General features: G+C 62.2%; 19 protein-coding genes. 10 read left to right on the top strand and 9 right to left on the bottom strand.

The genetic code is table 11. The features are described from left to right. Positions 1-62: 62 nt before the first annotated feature. From ACWKWE_RS04375 to ACWKWE_RS04405, 7 genes are all read right to left on the bottom strand, one after another. Entirely contained in the window at positions 63-998 is a 936-nt protein-coding gene (locus tag ACWKWE_RS04375) for an SMP-30/gluconolactonase/LRE family protein (RefSeq protein ID WP_166594566.1), read from the bottom strand. 98 nt (positions 999-1096) lie between these two features. Then, positions 1097-2281, bottom strand: coding sequence for an acetyl-CoA C-acyltransferase (locus tag ACWKWE_RS04380; protein WP_483849776.1), 1185 nt, complete (start codon positions 2279-2281; stop codon positions 1097-1099). Then, the gene (locus ACWKWE_RS04385) at positions 2274-2726 is read right to left on the bottom strand and encodes an acyl-CoA thioesterase (RefSeq protein WP_483849777.1); all 453 of its coding nucleotides are present in this window, start codon (positions 2724-2726) and stop codon (positions 2274-2276) included. Before ACWKWE_RS04385 ends, ACWKWE_RS04380 begins: the two co-directional genes overlap by 8 nt. Next, complete coding sequence (locus ACWKWE_RS04390; RefSeq protein WP_166594569.1) at positions 2723-3883, bottom strand: FAD-dependent monooxygenase; 1161 nt, start codon at positions 3881-3883, stop codon at positions 2723-2725. The genes ACWKWE_RS04385 and ACWKWE_RS04390 overlap by 4 nt, the downstream gene beginning before the upstream one ends. Then, entirely contained in the window at positions 3883-4728 is an 846-nt protein-coding gene (locus tag ACWKWE_RS04395) for a VOC family protein (RefSeq protein ID WP_166594570.1), read from the bottom strand. Before ACWKWE_RS04395 ends, ACWKWE_RS04390 begins: the two co-directional genes overlap by 1 nt. A gap of 92 nt (positions 4729-4820) precedes the next feature. Then, the gene (locus tag ACWKWE_RS04400) at positions 4821-6542 is read right to left on the bottom strand and encodes an AMP-binding protein (RefSeq protein ID WP_483849778.1); all 1722 of its coding nucleotides are present in this window, start codon (positions 6540-6542) and stop codon (positions 4821-4823) included. 20 nt (positions 6543-6562) lie between these two features. Next, positions 6563-7813, bottom strand: a complete 1251-nt coding sequence (locus ACWKWE_RS04405) for an alpha/beta hydrolase (RefSeq protein ID WP_483849779.1) — start codon at positions 7811-7813, stop codon at positions 6563-6565. 251 nt (positions 7814-8064) lie between these two features. Here ACWKWE_RS04405 and ACWKWE_RS04410 point away from each other — a divergent pair, with 251 nt between their 5' ends. Continuing rightward, positions 8065-8820: a TetR/AcrR family transcriptional regulator gene (locus ACWKWE_RS04410; protein ID WP_483849780.1), complete on the top strand. Its 756-nt coding sequence runs from the start codon at positions 8065-8067 to the stop codon at positions 8818-8820. Between the two features lie 72 nt (positions 8821-8892). Then, complete coding sequence (locus ACWKWE_RS04415) at positions 8893-9750, top strand: LysR family transcriptional regulator (protein WP_483849781.1); 858 nt, start codon at positions 8893-8895, stop codon at positions 9748-9750. Positions 9751-9765: 15 nt separating this feature from the next. On the opposite strand, the gene ACWKWE_RS04420 is transcribed toward ACWKWE_RS04415, so the two are convergent. Further along, the gene (locus ACWKWE_RS04420) at positions 9766-10722 is read right to left on the bottom strand and encodes a threonine dehydratase (protein ID WP_483849782.1); all 957 of its coding nucleotides are present in this window, start codon (positions 10720-10722) and stop codon (positions 9766-9768) included. 92 nt (positions 10723-10814) lie between these two features. On the opposite strand from ACWKWE_RS04420, the gene ACWKWE_RS04425 reads away from it, so the two are divergent. From ACWKWE_RS04425 to ACWKWE_RS04440, 4 genes are all read left to right on the top strand, one after another. Then, on the top strand, positions 10815-11615 hold the full coding sequence (locus ACWKWE_RS04425) for a helix-turn-helix transcriptional regulator (protein ID WP_483849783.1): 801 nt from the start codon (positions 10815-10817) through the stop codon (positions 11613-11615). 137 nt (positions 11616-11752) lie between these two features. After that, entirely contained in the window at positions 11753-12793 is a 1041-nt protein-coding gene (locus ACWKWE_RS04430) for an ABC transporter substrate-binding protein (protein WP_483849784.1), read from the top strand. Positions 12794-12884: 91 nt separating this feature from the next. Then, positions 12885-14261: a pyridoxal-phosphate dependent enzyme gene (locus tag ACWKWE_RS04435; RefSeq protein WP_483849785.1), complete on the top strand. Its 1377-nt coding sequence runs from the start codon at positions 12885-12887 to the stop codon at positions 14259-14261. Beyond that, positions 14258-15436 (top strand): cystathionine gamma-synthase, encoded by a 1179-nt coding sequence (locus ACWKWE_RS04440; protein ID WP_483849786.1) that lies wholly within the window; start codon positions 14258-14260, stop codon positions 15434-15436. Before ACWKWE_RS04435 ends, ACWKWE_RS04440 begins: the two co-directional genes overlap by 4 nt. A 179-nt stretch (positions 15437-15615) precedes the next feature. On the opposite strand, the gene ACWKWE_RS04445 is transcribed toward ACWKWE_RS04440, so the two are convergent. Beyond that, positions 15616-16554 (bottom strand): LysR substrate-binding domain-containing protein, encoded by a 939-nt coding sequence (locus tag ACWKWE_RS04445; protein ID WP_483849787.1) that lies wholly within the window; start codon positions 16552-16554, stop codon positions 15616-15618. Between the two features lie 186 nt (positions 16555-16740). Between ACWKWE_RS04445 and ACWKWE_RS04450 the strand changes: the two genes are divergently transcribed. From ACWKWE_RS04450 to ACWKWE_RS04465, 4 genes are all read left to right on the top strand, one after another. Next, a complete protein-coding gene (locus ACWKWE_RS04450) occupies positions 16741-17232 on the top strand; it encodes an L-2-amino-thiazoline-4-carboxylic acid hydrolase (RefSeq protein ID WP_166594580.1) in 492 nt (163 codons plus the stop codon). Continuing rightward, positions 17229-18464: a Zn-dependent hydrolase gene (locus ACWKWE_RS04455; RefSeq protein ID WP_483849788.1), complete on the top strand. Its 1236-nt coding sequence runs from the start codon at positions 17229-17231 to the stop codon at positions 18462-18464. The genes ACWKWE_RS04450 and ACWKWE_RS04455 overlap by 4 nt, the downstream gene beginning before the upstream one ends. A 219-nt stretch (positions 18465-18683) precedes the next feature. Then, on the top strand, positions 18684-19847 hold the full coding sequence (locus tag ACWKWE_RS04460) for an isovaleryl-CoA dehydrogenase (RefSeq protein ID WP_483849789.1): 1164 nt from the start codon (positions 18684-18686) through the stop codon (positions 19845-19847). A gap of 95 nt (positions 19848-19942) precedes the next feature. Then, positions 19943-21550 (top strand): carboxyl transferase domain-containing protein, encoded by a 1608-nt coding sequence (locus tag ACWKWE_RS04465; protein WP_483849790.1) that lies wholly within the window; start codon positions 19943-19945, stop codon positions 21548-21550. Positions 21551-21555: the final 5 nt, after the last annotated feature.

The raw sequence follows: 21555 nt of genomic DNA on the forward strand, positions 1-21555 counted from the left end.
AGACACGATCAAAGCTTGTTGAGAAAAGGGGCAGTCCGCCTGCCCCTCAGATGCCGATGCGGTTACGGGCGACCGTCACCACGCCCTACCGCGACGCGGGTGGTGAAGATCGAGGTTTCGACGTCCAGCGCGACCATGGCCAGGAAGATGTTGGGGTGATCGCCCTTGAGCCGGGTGCCGGTCATGTAGAGCGTCTTGCCGTCTTCGCCGCCCAGTGCGACGGAGACCACCTCGTGACCCGGAATGTGAACCCGGTCAGTGATGTTGCCTTGAGCGTCGATGCGTGCGAACTGGTGCGAACGCAACACGGCGAGCCAGATGCCGCCCTCGGCGTCGATGGCGATACCGTCCACGCAACCCAGTTGGCCCGCGCGATCTTCGTCGGTGGGGAAGGCTTTTTTCATGTCGAGGAACACGCGACGGTTCACCAGCTTGCCGTCAACGATGTCGACGATGGACAGGTGCTCGACAAAGGTTTCGGAGAAGATGAGGTGTTTCTGATCCGGGGTGATCACGATGCCGTTTGGAAAGTGGCAGTCCTCAAGCCCCACGTACACGTCCTTGCCGCCCGGCTCGACGATCACGATGCGACCCGGTTTCAGGCCTTCGCCTTCGAACACGCGGGCACCGACGTCGTCGACGTAAATGCGGTCGTTTTTATCGATCACCATGTCGCCAATGTAGCCCGTGAACACGCTGGACAGGTCGGCGTACAGTTCAAGGTTTTCACCCAGCGGCTTGCCCGGCAGGTAGCGGTACAGCCGTGTTTCGTGCATCGAACTCAGGATCAGCGTGCCGTCGGACAGAAAGCCCATGCCGTTGGGTTTGTGCGGCATTTCGGCGATGACGGTCTTTGTGCCGTCTGCATCAACGGTGTAAACCTTTTTGCCCAGCATGTCGGAGACGTACAGCTTGCCGTCCCTCCAACGGGTGCCTTCACCGAAGATCAGGCCGTCGGTCAGCTTCTCTACCACGTATTTTTGTTGTTGTGAGGACATGTCACCTACCACCTTTGTTGTTAGAGATTGTTGAGGTCGCCGTGCAGGTCCACGACGTTGTTCATGCACGCAAAAAACGGTTTATCGCAAGCGCCCGATCAGAGGATTTCAAACAACCCCGCTGCGCCCATGCCACCGCCCACGCACATCGACACCACGGCATAACGCGCCTTGCGTCGTCGGCCTTCGAGCAGCACGTGCCCGACCTGGCGAGCGCCCGTCATGCCATACGGATGGCCGATGGAAATGGCGCCGCCGTTGACGTTGCAGCGCTCGGGGTCGATCCCCAGTTGCTGCTGGCAGTACAGCGCCTGGCAGGCGAAGGCTTCGTTGAGCTCCCAGAGGTCGATGTCCTGGACCGTCAGCCCGTGTTGCCTGAGCAGTTTGGGGATGGCGAAGATCGGCCCGATGCCCATCTCTTCCGGCGCCAAGCCCGCCACGGCGATGCCGCGGTACAGACCCAGCGGGGTGGCGCCCTCTTGCGCCGCACGCCGACTGTCCATCAGCACACAGGCGCTGGCGCCGTCCGATAGCTGACTGGCATTGCCCGCCGTGACGCTGCCTCCCGCGATGACTGGCGACAGCTTGGCCAGGCTGTCGAGGGTGGTGTCGGCCCGATTGCCCTCGTCCCGCGCCAGCAGCACCGGCTCAAAACGCACCGCGCCGGATTCCTTGTCGACGATGCGACGCTCCGCGCTGATCGGCACGATCTCGTCGTTCAGCAGGCCGTTGGCTTGGGCGCGGGCCGTGCGCAACTGCGAACTCAGGGCGAACGCATCCTGCGCCTCACGGGAAATCCCGTATTGGCGCGCCACGTGTTCGGCGGTTTGCAGCATCGGCATGTAGGCGTGAGGCACGGCTTGCTGCACGGTGCGATCCGCTTCCTGGGCCACCCACTGGAAATAAGCATCCTGCACGGCAGAGATGTTTTCTTGCCCACCAGCGGCCACGACCTCCATGCCGTCATGCAGAATCTGCTTGGCTGCCGTGGCAATGGCCATCAGCCCGGACGAGCATTGCCGGTCGAGGGTCATCCCGCTCACCGACACCGGCAGACCGGCCGCGAACACCGCATTGCGCGCCAGGTTCGAACCGGCGGTGCCCGCTGCCAACACCGTGCCGATCACCACGTCGTCGATGAGCGCAGGATCGACCCCGGCGCGCTCCACGGCATGGCGCAGCGCGTGGCCCATGAGGGTCGGCGACTTGATGTGATTGAGCGAGCCGCGCATGGCTTTGCCAATGGGCGTGCGCGCCGTTGACACGATCAGGGCTTCACGCATGGTGACCTCCTGTCGCGCGCTGATGCTCGCGCAGTGCCGATTTCAGCGCATCGGGCAGTGGCAGGCCGGTCATCTGCGGGGTGACGCAGATCGGCGAGAACACCCCTTCGAACGCCACGCTGCCGTCCGGCAAAAACGCGGTGGCGTGCAGATCGAACGTGCGCTGACGGACCTCGCCCACGTCGATACGAATGTCCACCACCAAACCCGGCGGCAGGCTTTTGTTGAAGGTCAACGACATGTGTTTGCAGGCGAGGCCGCCGTGGCCGGTCCTGGCTTCAGGCCCCCAGCCGATATGGCCGTAGAAATGCATGACCGCGCCGATCAGAAATTCGGTGAAACGACCGGTGTACGCGACACCGGCGGGATCACAGTCGACCCAGCGCACCGTGCGCCGGACAATGAAGGGCCGTTCGGCGACGACGTATTCGATGCCGCCGTTCATGCCGCACTTCCCGTACGCCCGAGGCGCACCATCAGCTCAGGGTACTGGTCACGCAGGCGATCGTCGTCGACACGCCCGGTGCGGGTCATGAACTGGTAGACGAATTCCTCGGGGGTGTACGTGTCCATCCACTGCCCCATCCGCTCGTACCACAGGTAAGAACGTTCGGACGCACCGATCAGCTTCTGCTTGCTGGGGCGGTGGGTGCTTTCATAGGCCTGCAAACCTGCCAGCGCGTTGTCCTCGTGGGACAGCAGCGCGTTCGCCAGTGCAATGGCGTCGTTCATGGCGATGCGCGTGCCCGAGCCGATGGAGAAATGCGCGCTGGCCAAGGCATCGCCCACCAGCACGTGACGACCGCTGACCCAATGGGCGTTGCGAATCACCGGGAACTGGCGCCAGACCACGCGCACGTTGCCACTGATCAACGGCGCGCCTTCCAGTTCAGGGGCGAATATCTGTTCCATCAACGCCTGACGCGCGTCTTCGGACAGCGCGCCGAGGTTCAGACGCTCCCATGTCGCGTCGTCGCATTCGGCGACGAAGGTGCTCATTTCATCGCTGTAGGCGTAATAGTGCGCGACGAAATGCCCGCCCTGGTATTTGCGGAAGACCAGTGCGGACGCCTCGAAGACCTTCGGCGTGCCATACCAGGCAAAGTGATTGCCGAGGGTGTGGGTGGTGGTGCCGAAACCCGGTTCGAACTCGCGACGGATGACCGAATTGATGCCATCGGCACCGACCACGACGTCCGCGTCCTGCAGCCCGAATCGCGCCAGATCGGCCGTGCTGTCGATGCGTTGGCAGTAATGAATGACCACCCCCGCCGCTTCCGCATGCCGCTCCAGAATCTGCAACAGAGTCAGGCGCGGAATCGCTCCGCCCTTCACCGGCAGGCGAAAACCGATGGCGGTTTCGTCCTGCACGATCACCTGATGCTGGTGCTGCCGGGTCGCTTCGGAAAGCGCGTCGTACGAGCCGGCATCCGCTTCGCGCAGCTGTTGCAGACCGGTGTCCGCCATGACCACGCCGAAGCCGAACGTGGCGTCTGCGGCATTCTGTTCGATGATTTCGACGGACCAGTCTGGCGCACTGCGTTTGAGCAACAGCGCCAGGTACAGACCGGACGGACCGCCGCCGACAATGGCCACCTTCATCATTGCGCTCCCCGGCTGATCTGCAGGCGATAGCGGTCAAACTCGGTGACCTGACCGACGAACCCGCCGGTCAGCGCCGCATTCCACAATGCCGGGACGAAACCCAGTTTCTTGCGTTCGAACACCAGCGCGTCTTGGGCCGTGATTTTCCAGTAACCATTGCTCAGGTGTTCGAGACCGTAATCCGGGTTCGCTCGGGCGGCGTCCACCAGCGGCTGAAATTCCGGGGCATCAAGGACGAAGAGCACCACCTCGTCGGTGTTGTCCGGCGCAATATCGGCGGCCTTGTCCAGCCAGACCTGATCAATCCCCACGAACGGTGCACTACCCGCGAGGTGCGCGTCTTCATGGGCCATCGCCGCTTCCAGCGTGCGGGACGCGTCCTCACCATCAAGTGCGTTCATCGGACGCTCCTGAATGGTGATTTCCATGTAATAGCCGTTCGGGTCGTTGAAGTAGATCGACTCGATCAACTCGTGGCGGATCTGGAAGATCAACGGGATCTGCTGTGCCTCCAGACGGTCGCGCCATTCCAGCAACTCTTCGCGGGTGTCCACGCGCCACGCGGTGTGCGTCGCTTCGTAGCGATAGTCGGCCACCGGCAGCGTGAAGTCCGGCTGTTCGGTGTTGATGTAGTAGAAAAACGCGATGGTGCTGTGGTTGCCGCTGTCGAAAAAGAAGTGCAGGAAATCGGGATGATTGGAGGGCCCCCAGGCGCGTGCCGAGATGGCATGCACCAATGGCAGGCCAAGTTTGTCCCGATAGAACTCCACGGTTTCACGCAGCTTCCAGGTGGGCCTGGCGCTGTGGTGAACGCCTTTGAGAACGGGCTGTTTTACAGTCATGGGAACGACTCCTGTGAACGGCGTCGGAGGACGCCAGTTGCCAGGGGGCTGACGCGCAGCCCCTTTAATCAAATGAACTCGACAGCCCGGATTCAGCCCGCAAGCTGGGCACGCTCAGCCTCGACACTCTTTTTCACGATGTCGCGCAGGCCTTCTTTGCTGAGTTTTCCGGACGCGGTCAGCGGGAACGACGCCAGCACTTCCACGCGCTCCGGCCACTTGAACTTGGCCAGTCCGTAGTCCTGCAGGAACTCCCCGAGTTCGGCCACGCTCGGCGCAGCAAAACCATCGCGCAGCACCAGCGTCACGCACAGGCGCTCGTCAAACACCGGGTCCGGGTAGCCGACCGCCGCCACCGCCGCAACGGCCGGGTGACCGGAGACCGCCATTTCCACTTCTTCGCAGTTGATCTTTTCGCCGCCACGGCTGACCAGGTCCTTCAAACGGCCGCAGAACACGTAGTAGGTCTTGCCGTCGATGAGTTTGGTGAACATCAGGTCGCCGGAGCGGTAGTAGCCGTCGCGGGTGAAGGTCTCGCGGTTGCGGTCTTCGGCGTTGTAATAGCCGTGAATGGTGTACGGGCCCTTGAACACCGGCTCGCCGATTTCGCCGGGCTTGGCGTCCTCGTCCGTGCCGGGCACCACGATGCGGATCTCGTCGAACTCGGACACCGGGCGGCCGTTGGTGGTGTCATGGGCTTCTGCCGGGTCATCGCGGTGAGTCAACGCGATCACGCCCTCGGTGATGCCGAAGATATTGTGGGTGCGTACGCCCAGCAGCTTCTGCAACTTGGCTGCGCTGTTGGCGACGATCACGCCACGGGCATTGGACAGGTCCACACGCCCTTCCTGAATTGCCGACTCCAGACGCGCAATGATCGGGCCGCCCAGCATCAGCCAGGTCGGCTGGGTGGTGGCGATCAACGAGATCAGGGTTTCAGGCTGCAGATCCGGGGTGATCGTCACCGTGCCGCCGGTCATCAGGAACGGCCCGAAACAGCACCCCATGTTGAGGTTGTGCACCATCGGTTGCGGCATGAACAGCGTGTCGTCCGGACGGAAGCCCAGCCACTTGGCCACCGAGCGCATGTTGTAGAGGTATTCGTTGTGGAAGCGCGGAATGATTTTCGGCACGCCGGTGGTGCCGCCGGACAGCTGAAAAACGGCGACCTGAAACGGGTCCAGACGCACCTGCCCCACCAGCGCTTCGGCTTCGACCAGGTCGATTCCCGCGATCAGTGCGTCCTGAAACAGCACCCCGTCCTGAGGCTCGCCGCGCACTTGCATGATGAGTTTCAGGGAAGGCGCCGCTTCCTGCATCTTGCGGGCGAAGGCCACGCTGTCGAATTTCTCGACTTCATCGCCCTGCACGATGTGCAACCTGGCTTCACCGTGGTTGGCCAGATAGCCGATTTCACGTTCGCGGTGGGCGGCCATGGTGCAGATCGGAATCAGACCGGCCTTGAGGCAGGCGAAGAACGAAATGACCAATTGCTCGCTGTCGCGCAGCTGATAGATCACGCGATCCAGCGGCTTGAGCCCTTGTTGGATGAAGGCCCCGGCCAGCCGAGTGGACAGCGCATCCAGCTCGCGGTAGGTCATGCGCAGTTTCGGACCCAGCAGCGCGACGTTGTCCGGGTGATGCCGAACCACCTCTTTCAGCCCGTCAACAAGGGTTTCGTGGCGCAATGCGCCGCCCGCGACGTAGCGGTCAAGGTCGGCCTGTGGTGGATAGACGACACCGGCAATCGGCTCGGCGACGCGGTTCAGTCGTGGGGTGTGTACAGCAGCGGATTCATTTTTTGTAATTGTCATGAGCGAACGCCTTTGTCTTGTCAGAAGTTTTCTTGAAGCCAATGTCTCAGGTGCTGGCCCGCGAGGACCTGGCCGGACGTCTCGCCCGCCTCCAGTGCCTGACCGTGGTGGTTGCCACGCACGCGGTGCCGTTCTTTGCGTGAAGCCGGGATCGCCTCATAAATCGCGTCCACATCCTGCGGAAATACCGCGTTGTCGCCGCTGTATTCGATCAACAGCGTGGGTTGTTCGATGGCGTGCGCGCATTGGGCCAGAGAGGCGTTCGACGACAGGCCCGACCAGGTCGAGAGCCACGATTCCGGGGTGACAATACGACCGAAACCCACGCTGCCCAGATTCGAGACGAAGGGGTCTGCGCCCCATAACGAACCGACGAAACGGTCGGACGGGTCGAGGGAGATGTCCCAACTGCGCAGGTCGGCGTCGGTGCGCCACACCTGAAAGATCGCCCCGTGCGCCGCCAGCGCCCGGTCTGCGTTCGCGCCACTGGTTTTCAGGCGATGACGTGCTGCCTGACGACGTTCAATCAAATCACGGGCATGGGCATCGATACGCTCGACACGCTGACGCTGCGCCGCCCGATAACGTTCGATGAAGTCTGCACTGTAACCGGCAGAGTCAGGCGGCATGCGGAAGCCGTTGGCCTCGCTGAACGGGTCCAGCGTCGGGTCGGTGGAGAATGGATCGCGCTCATCTGTCACCGACGGGTCCAACGCGTTCATCAGCAGAATGCCTTGGCCGGGATGCGGCGAGACCAGCGCGATGCCGTCTGCGACCGGGAATTCGGCGGTGTCGAACTTCGTGGCGCGGCCGCCCGGGGTCTTATCGATGCGTTTTTCCGCGGCCTGTGTCGATTGCTGGTTGTAGTAAGCGAACAGACCGGCGCCGCCCGAATTGCCCAGCAGCACGATGGTGTCGAACCCGGCGGCACGCAGATGACGCATGCCTGCGGCGACGTCGTACAGCGCGAATTCGTGTTCCAGACGCAGGTCATTGCCAATCGAGCGCGCGCCTTGCACCCAGCACGCCCACCCCGCATCAAGCGCATCCGGCACCAGGTAGTGGGTCACCACCAACTCCCGGGGGTGCATGATGAACAGCACTTTGCGCTCGCCGCCTCGGGAGAAGAGCACGCCGAGTGCGCCCTGGCCGTCCTGTGTCGTCAGCGGCACCGGCGTCGAGCTGAACGGAACGGTCATGCGATCCGCTTGCCAGGACGCGCCGCGCAAACCTGCCGTCACTGCCACTTTCTTGTTATTGGAATCAGCCACTGTGGGCCCTCCTGCCAAGCCTCGAAAGGCCGTTGAGATCGCCTTTTTGAGACAGGCTCAATTAGGCGTTGAGCAGAAGATAGAGCACTATCTGAGAGGGTGTCAATTAGCGTTTCGAAAAATAGTTTCTGAGGCTTCCCTCTCCCTGATCCTGCAACCCTGCTCTGGCCTTGCATTCATTGAGGGCTTTAGAAAACGTGACAGGCAGTGATAATCTGAGGCCGTATCAATTAATTCCAGGGAACTGTCGGATGTCAGAGAAAACCAAAGCCGCTGCAACCCCCAAGGCCGCGCCCGTCAAAAAGGTCGGACGGCGGCCCAAGAGCGGCCAGGATGTCTCGCGGGAAGCCATGATCGAATGCGCCGTGAGGATCGCCCGCAGCGAATCCCTGAACGAAGTCAGCATGGTCAGGATCGGCAAGGAACTCGGGGTGGCCGCTGGCATGGTGCATTACCATTTGGGCAGCCGTGACGAACTGATCAGCGCCGTGATCAACGCCGCGTTCAAGGAGCGTCTGGAAAGGCTGCCAGCGCCGACCGGCGCGTGGCGTCACGATCTGGAACAGTTCGCGCTGTCATCGCTGGACACCATGGGCCGCTGGCCGGGGCTGGCGACGTACATCCTGACCGAGAACAAATTTCGCCTGTTTCAGCGGGTCCAGCCCGGCGAGACCGATTACGGCCTGGCGTACTTCGATCACATGGGACGGATTCTGATGAGCATGGGCGTTTCGGGGCCCATGGGCGCGATGATCTACCACCTGCTGCTGTTGTTCGTGTCGGTCATCGCCGCCGAAAAGGAAAACCGTCAGTCGCCCAAGACCCATGGAGATTTCATCAGCGGTTACCTTGCCCGCTTCGCCAACGACAGTTATCCGGGTGCGGCGTTTCTCGCAGCGCCGTTCGCCTCGCTCAACAGTCCTGCCACTTATGAAACCGGGGTGTCGATCCTGCTGGACGGATTCGAGAAATGGATCGAGGTGCCAAAGCCCTCCGCCAAGGCGTGAATCACGTCATCGCAATTGACTTATCCAGGGATAAACCCTGGTTGTGCCCCTGATTTCACAGGATGCCTTCCCTTGAGCAGCTACCTCGACCTGGATCTATTGCGCTCCTTTCTTCTCATTGCCGAAACCGGCGCGCTCAGCCGGGCCGCTGGCCGCGTTGGCCGCACTCAGGCGGCCGTCAGCATGCAGATGAAACGCCTCGAAGACATCGTGGGTCAGCCGCTGCTCACCCGCACCGGTCGAGGTGTGAACCTGACGGCCCATGGCGAACGGCTGCTGCCCCATGCGCGCAAGATTCTGCGCGCCCACGACGAAGCCATGGCACAACTGCGTGGCGACGCGCTCTCGGGGATCATCCGGCTGGGCTGCCCCGACGACTACGCCACGGTGTTTCTGCCTGCCCTGCTCCGGGATTTCGCGGCGTTGCACCCACAGGTGCAGGTCGAAGTGTTCTGCGCACCGACCCCACGGCTGATTGAACGCATCAATGCCCACTTGCTGGACATCGCGATCATCTCTGAAGCGCACACCGACAACGCCCCCTCAACCATTCGCCTGGAACCTTTGGTATGGGTGGGCGCCAAGGGCAGCGACGCGGCGCAGATGGAGACGCTGCAACTCGCCCTCTCAGACCCGGACACCCTCGACCATCAGGCCGCCGTCAACAGCCTCGAAGCCGTCGGCAGACCGTTTCGCCTGGCCTACGCCAGCCACAGTTTGACCGGGTTGTGTGCGGTCGTGCGGTCGGGTCAGGCCGTCGCCGTGCTGACTCAGACCGCCGTGCCTGCCGATCTGCACATCCTGCGCAGTGACAGCGGATTGCCCGCGCTGCCGCAGATCTCCATCACCCTGAAACTCGACCGCCAGAAAACCTCCGGGCCGGTCGCCGCCATGGAAGCCCACATTCGCGCGCAGCTCCCGCAGTTGTAAACCCGCGTGGGCACCTCAGCCCAAGACCTTTGCGTAAATCTGTTTATCAACGTTCGCCCCCGACAGAATCACCCCGACCCGCTTGCCTTCCATCACCGCCCGCTCCTGCATCAGCGCCGCCAGTGCCGCCGCCCCGGCGCCTTCGGCCAGGTTGTGCGTGTCGGCGTAGTAGACCCGCATCGCTTCGGCGATGTCACTGTCGCTGACGGAGACGATCCGCGCCGCACCCGTGGCATAAATCCGGAAGGCGTCGGGCACGGGCTTACGCACGGCCAACCCGTCGGCAAAGGTGTTGGCCGACGCCGTTTCTCGTAGCGCGCCGGCTTCAAAAGACTGCTTGGCCGCGTCGGCTTCGGTGGAGACCACGCCGACCACTTGAGTCTTCAGGCCCAGCGCATCGCGGGCGGCAATCACCCCGCAGATTCCCGAACCGCAGCCGATCGGCACGTACACGGTGTCCAGGTCCGGTGCGGCCTTGAACAGCTCCAGCGCATAGGTCGCCACGCCCTTGACCAGTTCCGGGTGGAACGCAGGCACCAGAAACAGCCCCTCGACCTGCGCCAGACGAATCGCTTCTTCACGGGCCTCGTCGAAGTCCTGACCGTACTCGATGACCTCGCCGCCGAAGCCGGCCATGGCCTTGTTCTTTTCGACCGAGTTGCCCTTCGGCACCACGATCACCGCCCGAATCCCCAGTGCCTGCGCCGCCATCGCCACGCTTTGCCCGTGATTGCCTCGGGTGGCGGCGATGACGCCGGTGGTGTTCGGCCAGTTGCGCTTGAGCCAGGCCATGTAGGTGATGCCGCCGCGCACCTTGAACGCACCGGTCGGCGTGTGGTTCTCATGTTTCACCCACACGGTGCAGCCCAGACGCTGCGCCAGCAAAGGCCAGACGAACTGCGGCGTCGGGGGCATGACCTGATACACCTGGCGGGCCGCGTCTTCGATGTCGTGCAGTGTCAATCCGGGCATGGTGCTCTCCTGTTTTTTGCCGAGTCTAGGCGTCGGGCCACGATGAAGGCTTTCAAAAAAACCACCTGACCTTCGTTGAAACGCTCAGTAAGATGAGGCCCATGAGCACCCTTGATCAGCCTGCCTCTCTGCCCCTCAACGACCCGGTCCGACGCGCCGTCGTCGGGCCGTGGCTGATCGAATTGCTGCCTGCCAGCGCGTACGAAGCCCGCTACGTCGCGGTGCATTCGTCCATCGGTTTCGCCTTCGACAGCCAGCGCGGTGTGCATGCGATCGGCAGCGACCGGGTGCGTCCGTTCGATGCCCTGCCCAATGGACTGGCCTTCGTGCCTGCCGGGTGTGACGTCTATTCGCAATCGTCCAAGGGGGGCGAATATCTTCGGGTGCTGCGCCCCGATGGTTGGGCGCTGAATGACGAACGCCCGTTCAATAACCGGATCGACCCTCAAGCCATTCGCCTGGCTCAACGCATGCGCAACGCGCTGTTGAAGCCAGCGTCGGACGATGACTGGGAGCTTTGGGCGAGGACGCTGGCGAGTCGCGTCTGCGCCGATGCTGAGAGCGCAGGATCAGGATCGATCACCCCTCGCCGCCTGCGTTTGCTCGACGAGTTTCTCGACGCCGGTTTGAGTGAGCCCATCAGCGTGCAGGCAATGGCCGTGCTGCTCGACCTGTCCGAGGGCTATTTCATGCGTGCCTTCACCGAGGCGACGGGAACCAGCCCTCACCGCTACCTGATTGACCGCCGCATCGCTCGCGCCCGTTCGCTGTTGCGCGACCCGGCACAACGGCTGGCCGACATTGCACACACCTGTGGGTTTTCGTCTCAGGCGCACATGACCGCGACTTTCACCCAACGGCTCGGCATCAGCCCCGGGGCCTTTCGGCGCTGATACGCGCCTTCGGCAGGTCTGCTTTCGCGAACATATTGATATGCGATTTTGATATTTAAATAACGCTGGTTATATCTATAAAGTCGCTTCCATCAAGGACGGCGCGGCGTGCTCCGGTCCCTCAAACGATGGAGCCTATGATGCCTCAAAAACGCTCGACAATTCCTGGCAAAGGCCGCGTTGGCGCTGCGCCGACGCTGGCCGCCAGTGTGTTGGCCGCGACACTGGGCGCGCCGCAAGCCGCTCAGGCCGAAGGTCAATTGCGCATCGCCGAACAGTTTGGTGTGGTCTACCTGTTGCTCAACGTGGCACGGGATCAGCAGTTGATCGAGAAGCACGGCAAGGAAGCGGGCGTCGATATCAAGGTGGACTGGACGCAGCTGTCAGGCGGCTCGGCGGTGAATGACGCCCTGCTCTCTGGCGCCGTGGACATCGCCGGTGCGGGCGTGGGCCCATTACTGACCATCTGGGACCGCACCCATGGCAAGCAGAACGTCAAAGCCGTCGCCTCGTTGGGTAATTTCCCGTATTACCTGGTGAGCAATAACCCCAACGTCAAAACCATCGCTGATTTCAGTGAGAAAGACCGCATCGCCGTGCCCGCCGTCGGCGTGTCGGTGCAATCGCGCTACCTGCAATTTGCGTCGGCGAAGTTATGGGGCGATGCCGAATACAACCGGCTCGACAAATACACCGTCAACCTGCCGCACCCGGACGCCGCCGCAGCCCTCAAGACCGGTGGCACCGAGCTGAACGGCCACTTCTCCAACCCGCCGTTTCAGGAGCAGGAAGTGGAGAACAAGAACGTCCATGTGGTGCTGAATTCCTACGACGTGTTGGGCCCGAACTCGCCGACGGTGTTGTTCGCCACGGAAAAATTCCGTGAGGACAACCCCAAGACCTATCAGGCGTTCATTGACGCATTGGCGGATGCCGCGGACTACATCAAGCGCGACAAGGCGGGCGCGGCGGACACCTATATTCGCGTCACCAAGTCCAGCATCGACCATGCGCAGTTGATCAAGATCATCGAAAACCCACAGTTCGAATTCACCATCAACCCGAAGAACACCTACCCGATGGCCGAATTCCTCTACCGCGTCGGCGCGATCAAGACCAAGCCGACCTCGTGGAAAGATTATTTCTTCCAGGATGCGAAGTTGCTGGAAGGGAGTTGATGAGCGACTAGAGCTGCCCCGCCTCATTCCGGTGCACGTTTGAACTATGCTGCTGTCCATCCGATGAGTGTTCTGCACATGAGGATTTGACATGTCAGCTGATTCGCGTCCAGCCGTACTCGAACTGATCGGCAACACCCCGTTGGTGCGCGTCAGTCGCATCGACACCGGTCTCTGCACCCTCTTCCTGAAGCTTGAATCGCAAAACCCTGGCGGCTCGATCAAGGACCGCGTTGGCCTGGCCATGATCGACGCCGCCGAGCGCGACGGCCGTTTGCGCCCCGGTGGCACCATCGTCGAAGCCACGGCGGGCAACACCGGGCTCGGCCTCGCACTGGTCGGCCGTGCCAAAGGCTATCGCGTGGTGCTGGTGGTTCCGGACAAGATGTCCACCGAAAAGGTCTTGCACCTGAAGGCCATGGGCGCCGAGGTGCACATCACCCGTTCCGACGTCGGCAAGGGCCATCCCGAGTATTACCAGGACGTCGCCGCTCGTCTCGCCAGTGAAATACCTGACGCCTTCTTCGCCGACCAGTTCAACAACCCCGCCAACCCGCTCGCCCACGAATGCAGCACCGCGCCAGAGATCTGGGCGCAGACCCAACACGATCTGGACGCCATCGTCGTCGGGGTCGGCTCTGCAGGCACCCTCACCGGCCTGACCCGCTTCTTCAAGCGCGTGCAACCGGACCTGGAAATGGTCCTCGCTGACCCCGTCGGGTCGGTGGTCGCCGAATACAGCCGCACGCGGACGCTGCCCACCCCCGGCTCCTGGGCCGTAGAAGGCATCGGCGAAGATTTCATCCCCTCCTTCACCGACATCACCAGCGTGCGTCAGGCCTATTCCATCAGCGATGAAGACAGCTTCGAACACGCCCGGCAGTTACTGCGCGCCGAGGGCATTCTGGGGGGCTCGTCTACCGGCACGCTCCTGGCCGCTGCCTTGCGCTATTGCCGCGAACAGACCGTACCGAAACGCGTGGTCAGCTTCGTCTGCGACACCGGCACCCGCTATTTATCCAAGGTCTACAATGACCAGTGGATGACCGACCAGGGCTTGTTGCAACGTACCAAATACGGCGACCTGCGTGACCTGATCGCCCGTCGTTTCGAGGATGGCCGGGTGATCAGCGTCGGCCCGGACGATACGTTGCTCACCGCCTTCCAGCGCATGCGCCTGGCCGACGTGTCGCAACTGCCGGTGCTGGTGGACAACACACGGCTGGTGGGGGTGATCGACGAATCCGACATCCTGCTGGACGTGCACAACGACACCTCTCACTTTCGCACCACCGTCGCCAGCGCCATGACCGATCAGTTGAACACCCTGCCGCCCGACGCTTCCCTTGCCCGGCTGCAAGAAGAACTGGACCGTGGCCATGTCGCCATCATCGCCGACGCTTCGGGCTTCCACGGCCTGATCACCCGCGTCGACCTGCTCAATCACTTGCGGAGATCCCTTGCATGAGTCAGCACGACGAACACGCCAAGCCCCACGGTTTTGCCACCCGCGTGATCCACGCCGGACAGTCACCCGACCCGTCCACCGGTGCGCTGATGCCGCCGATCTACGCCAACTCCACCTACCTGCAAGAAAGCCCTGGCGTGCACAAGGGGCTGGATTACGGCCGCTCTCACAACCCGACGCGCTTTGCGCTGGAGCGTTGCGTGGCGGATCTGGAAGGCGGCACCCAGGCGTTTGCCTTTGCCTCGGGGCTGGCGGCCATTTCCTCGGTGCTGGAATTGCTCGACGCGGGTTCGCACATTCTGTCCGGGGATGATCTCTACGGCGGCACGTTCCGGCTGTTCGACAAGGTGCGCAAACGCAGCGCGGGGCACCGTTTCAGCTTCGTCGACATGACCGACCTGTCGGCCTTCGAAGCCGGTTTGCAGGATGACACCAAAATGATCTGGGTCGAGACCCCGAGCAACCCGCTGCTACGCCTGAGCGATCTGGCGGCCATCGCACGCGTCTGCCGGGATCGCGGGATCATTTGCGTGGCCGACAACACCTTCGCCAGCCCGTGGATTCAGCACCCGCTGGCCTTGGGCTTCGACATCGTGGTGCACTCGACCACCAAATACTTGAACGGCCATTCGGACGTCATCGGCGGCATTGCCGTGGTCGGCGACAACCCTGAGCTGGCTGAACGCTTGGGCTTCTTGCAGAACTCCGTGGGCGCCATCGCCGGGCCCTTCGACGCCTTCCTCACCCTGCGCGGCGTGAAAACCCTGGCCCTGCGCATGGAACGCCACAGCAGCAACGCGCTGGAATTGGCGCAATGGTTGGAGCGCCAGCCCCAGGTGGCGCGGGTCTATTACCCCGGCCTGCCGACTCACCCGCAACACGCCCTGGCCTGTCGGCAGATGCGCGGATTCGGCGGGATGATCTCGCTGGACCTGAACACCGACCTGGCCGGCACCCGGCGATTCCTGGAGAAAGTCGAGCTGTTTGCGCTGGCTGAAAGCCTCGGCGGCGTCGAAAGCCTCATCGAACACCCGGCCATCATGACCCACGCCAGTATTCCTGCCGAAAACCGGGCGAAGCTGGGGATCGGCGATTCGCTGGTGCGCCTGTCGGTGGGCATTGAAGATATCGAAGACCTACGGGCGGACCTCGCCCAAGCGCTGGGTACAATCTGATTTATGGATTGTGTTCAGGCATGTGCGAAGGATTGTTGCCCGTTAAGTAATAGAGATTTGCCAAAATTCACATGGTCGAGGCTTCGGTAGCTTGCTAACGTTCGATCCATCAAATCCGCCGATTTGATGGATGTCCTTCAGGCCGCCACACCGTCCGAGATAACGGGTTGGCGGCTTTTTTATGGACGCGATTCGGCGCTTGGCGATTCCGTCGACAGCGGCTGAATCATCAACACCCGCTTCAGCCAGCTGTAAAGACTCATCCCCTCTTTCGACAACTCCCCGTCCGCCCGCCGACACAGGTAATACGCGCGCCCGTCATCTAGCGCGTGGTCGAACAGTTTCACCAATTCACCCCGGTCCCGCAGCGGTGCCACCAATGGCTCGCGAAGCAGCGCACAGCCCAGTCCATTGAGGGCGGCGGTCATTGCCAACTGGCCGTCCTCGAAGAGCAAGCCCTGCAACGCGCCCGGATGGCGAACGTCTACACGCTGAAACCACTGCGCCCAGGTGCCGCGTTCTTCATCGTGCAGCAACGGCAGGTCGATCAGCGACCCAGGTGAATCGATAGGGCCGACGCGCTCCAGCAGCGACGGGCTGCACCATACGGTCACGTCACCCGGTATCAGCGGCTCACTCTGATACCCCGGCCAATGCCCCGTCCCGAACCGGATGGAAATGTCGGCCGCATCGCTGGGGTAACTGCGGTGGTTGGCGTAGGTCACGTTGACGTCGACTGCCGGGTTGTCGGCCAGAAACCCGCCCAGACGCGGGATGAACAGGTTGATCCCGAGCATGGGGATCAGGCTGATGGTGACCTGCCGAGTCGCGGACTGCTCGCGCACGTGCTCGGTGGCGCTGCGCAACACCGCGAACGCCGAGCGGATCGCCCGGTAATACTCCCGGCCGTCGTCGGTGAGGATCAGGTTGCGGCCTTGCCGTGAAGTGAGCGACTGGCCGAGAAAATCGTCCAGCAGGCGCAATTGATGGCTGATGGCCGACGGCGAGACATCCAATTCACGGGCGGCGGCATTCACTCCACCGTGACGGGCGAAGGCTTCGAAGGTGCGCACGGCACGCAGCGGCGGGTCGCTTTCAAACTGTTCTGTATTATTCATGTATTGAGCTTATTACGGATATTAAACGCCGAAAAGCACTAAATAACGCCGGTATCCAGACTGTTATAAGCCTATATAGCCTTAACAGTTGATAAATATAGAATGGTTAATTAGTGTTCTTTCCAACGAGGCCTACCTGCTTTTCATAAAAGGCCCCTCTCACACCGTGAACCCGAGGAAAACCACATGAGCGCTGTCGAAGGTGAACTGGGCATTCTGGCCCGGCGGCGAATCGAGGCTGAGATCATCAAGCCAATCTACGAAATACTGGTGCGCGACTACGGCAAACAGCACGCCCAGGCCGTGATTGGCGAAGCGGTTTCCCAAGCGGCGGTCAAGGCCGGGGCTTACTTCGCGTCCCGCGAGCCAGAAGGCCCAAGCCTCGAAGGTTTCGTGGCCCTGCAAGAGCTGTGGGAAAAAGACGACGCGCTGAAAGTCGACATCATCGCCAGCGACGCCACCCACTTCGACTACGACGTGCACCGCTGCCGCTACGCCGAGATGTACCACGAGATGGGCCTTGGCGAGATCGGCCACCTGCTGTCCTGCAACCGCGACGAACTGTTCATCGTCGGCTACGACCCCAACGTCGAACTCACCCGCACTCAAACGCTGATGCAAGGCGCCAGTCACTGCAATTTCCGCTACAAGGTCAAGGATCAGGAGCCGCAATCATGAGCGCCGCCCCTCGCATCAACGGCGCACGTCTGTGGGACTCGCTGATGGAAATGGCGCAAATCGGCGGCACGCCCAAGGGCGGCGTTTCCCGGCTGGCACTGACCGAGGAGGATCGTATTGGCCGCGACCTGTTCGCCCGCTGGGCCACCGAAGCCGGGTGCACCGTGCGCGTCGATGCCATGGGTAACATGTTCGCTCGCCGCGTGGGGCGTGACGACAGCCTGGCCCCGGTGATCACCGGTTCTCACGGCGATTCACAACCGGCTGGCGGCAAATTCGACGGCATCTATGGTGTGCTCGCGGGCCTGGAAGTCATCCGCACGTTGAACGATCACGACATTCAGACCGATCGGTCGATTGAAGTGGTGAACTGGACCAACGAGGAAGGCTCTCGGTTCGCCCCGGCGATGATTGCCTCGGGCGTCTACACCGGCGTGTTCGACCTGGCATACGGCCTGTCCCGCACCGACGCCAAGGGCATCACCCTCGGCGAAGCGCTGCAAGCCATCGGTTACGCAGGCAGCGAGCCCATGGGCGGCCGCGAGATTCACGCCGCCTTTGAGCTGCACATCGAGCAGGGCCCGATCCTTGAAGCACAAGGCCTGACCATCGGCGTGGTGACGGGTGCTCAAGGCCAACGCTGGTACGAAATTGAACTCACCGGACGCAGCGCCCACGCGGGCACAACGCCCATGGATCATCGTCTGGACGCTCTGCTCGGTCTGGCGCGGGTAGTCGAAGCGGTCAATGCCATGGGGGTTGCCCAGGGCGATGAAGGCCGCGCGACCGTGGGCTGGGTCAACGTCTTCCCCAATTCTCGCAACGTGGTGCCGGGGCGCGTGGTGTTCAGCGTCGAGTTTCGTCACCCCAACGAAGCCGTGCTGGAAGTGCTCGATTGGCAGTTGCGTCAGGAAGTGCAGGGCATCGCTGACACCATCGGCCTGCAACTCAAGCTGGAGCAGATCTTTCAATACGCGCCGATCGCCTTCGACGCCGACTGCATCGACCGCGTGGAACGGGCCGCTTCGGAGCTCGGCTACAGCCATCGCCGCATGATTTCCGGCGCTGGTCACGACGCCTGCTACCTGAGCAAAGTCGCCCCGACCTCGATGATCTTCGTGCCCTGCGTGAACGGCCTGAGCCACAACGAAGCCGAGCACATTCATCCTCATTGGTCGGAAGCCGGTGGGAATGTGTTGCTGCACGCGATGCTGGCCAAGGCGGGGGTTTGACCCTTCCCGCACCGCCTGTACCTTCGGTATAGGCGGGATCGCAGCGCGGTCAGGCTCTTGATTCTGGCCGGATCGCACCCCTTCTCCTCATTTCTTTTCTCAACCGTACTCATGCCCCGCGTTGACATCCCCTCACCCTCAGGTTTACGTTAACGTAAAGGTGATACAGATCATTTCCGTCTGATAGACCCTCCAAAAACAACAAGGGAACGCAGTCTCATGAACTACCCCACGCTCAATTTCGGCCTTGGCGAGACGATCAACATGCTCCGCGACCAGGTGCAGGCCTTCGTCGCGGCGGAACTGGCGCCTCGCGCGGCGCAGATCGATCAGGAGAACCTGTTCCCTGCCGACATGTGGCGCAAGTTCGGTGACATGGGCCTGCTGGGCATCACCGTCGAGGAGCAGTACGGCGGCGCGGGCCTGGGCTATCTGGCCCATGTGGTGGCCATGGAAGAAATCAGCCGGGCGTCCGCTTCCGTCGCCCTCTCCTACGGCGCTCATTCCAACCTTTGCGTGAACCAGATCAACCGCAACGGCAACCCTGAGCAGAAAGCCCGCTACCTGCCAAAGCTGATCAGCGGCGAGCACATCGGCGCCCTGGCCATGAGCGAGCCCAACGCCGGTTCCGATGTGGTGTCAATGAAGCTGCGGGCCGATAAACGCGGCGACCGCTTCGTTCTCAACGGCAGCAAAACCTGGATCACCAACGGCCCCGACGCCCACACCTACGTTATCTACGCCAAGACCGACCTGGAAAAAGGCGCCCACGGCATCAGCGCGTTTATCGTCGAGCGCGACTGGAAAGGGTTTTCCCGTGGCAGCAAATTCGACAAGCTCGGCATGCGCGGCTCCAACACCTGCGAGCTGTTTTTCGACGACGTCGAAGTCCCGGAAGAAAACCTGCTCGGCGCGCTGAACGGCGGTGTCCGCGTCCTGATGAGCGGCCTGGACTACGAACGTGTTGTGCTCTCCGGCGGCCCGACCGGCATCATGCAAGCCTGCCTGGACGTGGTGTTGCCTTACATTCATGACCGCAAACAGTTCGGCCAAAGCATCGGCGAATTCCAGCTGATCCAAGGCAAGGTCGCCGACATGTACACCCAACTCAACGCCAGCCGCGCCTACCTGTACGCCGTGGCGCAGGCGTGTGAACGCGGCGAAACCACGCGCAAGGACGCCGCCGGGGTCATCCTCTACAGCGCCGAACGGGCCACGCAAATGGCGCTGGACACCATCCAGATTCTCGGCGGCAACGGCTACATCAACGAATTCCCCGCAGGCCGTCTGCTGCGCGACGCCAAGCTCTACGAAATCGGCGCTGGCACCAGTGAAATCCGCCGCATGCTGATCGGGCGCGAGCTGTTCAACGAGACGCGGTGAAGCAGCGGCGAGCGTTGAGCGGCAAGCGGCAAGTAAAGGTAGTGTGCGGTGACCGGGTATTTGGCGTCGTGTCAGCGGTTCTGGTAGGGGAATGAGTGATGATTTTGAAGACACAGGTCAATCCGCGTTCGGCGGAGTTTTTGGCGAACAGCGAGGCGTTGCGCAGGCAGGTGGATGATCTGCACACGCTGTTGGCGCATGTGTATCAAGGCGGTGGGCCGAAAGCGCAGGAGCGGCACACATCGCGGGGCAAGTTGCTGCCGCGTGAGCGCATCAATCGGTTGCTGGACTTGGGATCGCCGTTTCTGGAAATCAGTCAATTGGCGGCCCACGGCGTGTATGGCGAAGACGTGCCCGCCGCAGGTGTGATCGCCGGAATCGGGCGGGTCGAGGGCGTCGAATGCATGATCATCGCCAACGACGCGACGGTCAAAGGCGGGTCGTATTACCCGCTGACCGTCAAAAAACACCTGCGCGCCCAGACCATCGCTCAGCAGAACCGCCTGCCGTGTATTTACCTGGTGGATTCGGGTGGCGCCAACCTGCCCCGTCAGGATGAGGTCTTTCCTGACCGCGAACACTTCGGCCGCATTTTCTTCAACCAAGCCAACATGAGCGCCGAAGGCATTCCGCAAATTGCCGTGGTCATGGGCTCGTGCACGGCGGGCGGCGCTTATGTGCCGGCCATGGCTGACGAAGCGATTATGGTGCGCCAGCAAGCGACGATCTTCCTCGCCGGACCGCCACTGGTGAAAGCCGCGACGGGTGAAGTCGTGAGTGCTGAAGACTTGGGCGGCGCCGACGTGCATTGCAAGATTTCCGGCGTGGCCGACCACTACGCCGACAGCGACGAACACGCGCTGGCACTGGCGCGACGCAGCGTTGCCAACCTGAATTGGCGCAAACTGGGCGCGCTGCAAACCCGCCCTCCAGAAGCCCCGCGCTACCCCAGCGACGAACTGTACGGCGTGATTTCCGCTGACCCCAAACAGCCCTTTGACGTACGCGAAGTCATTGCGCGGCTGGTCGACGGTTCGATGTTCGACGAGTTCAAGGCGCTGTTCGGGACCACGCTGGTGTGCGGCTTCGCGCACCTTAATGGCTATCCCCTCGCAATCCTGGCCAACAACGGCATCCTGTTTGCCGAGGCGGCACAGAAAGGCGCGCACTTCATCGAACTGGCCTGTCAACGCGGCATTCCGCTGTTGTTCCTGCAAAACATCACCGGTTTCATGGTGGGCCAGAAGTACGAAGCGGGCGGCATCGCCAAGCATGGTGCCAAGTTGGTCACTGCGGTGGCTTGCGCCAGGGTGCCGAAATTCACGGTGATCATCGGTGGCAGCTTCGGCGCCGGTAACTACGGCATGTGTGGGCGGGCCTACGATCCACGTTTCTTGTGGATGTGGCCCAACGCGCGTATCGGCGTGATGGGCGGCGAACAGGCGGCGGGCGTGCTGGTGCAGGTCAAGCGCGAGCAGGCCGAACGCAGCGGCCAAGGCTTCAGCGCCGAGCAGGAAGCCGAGATCAAGCAGCCGATCCTCGACCAGTACGAACACCAGGGCCACCCCTATTACTCCAGCGCCCGCCTGTGGGACGACGGCGTGATCGACCCGGCGCAGACCCGCGACATTCTCGCCCTGGCCCTCAGCGCGGCGCTCAACGCCCCCATCGAACCGACCCGCTTCGGCGTGTTCCGGATGTAACCCAA

This window comes from Pseudomonas salicis (genome assembly GCF_057128705.1).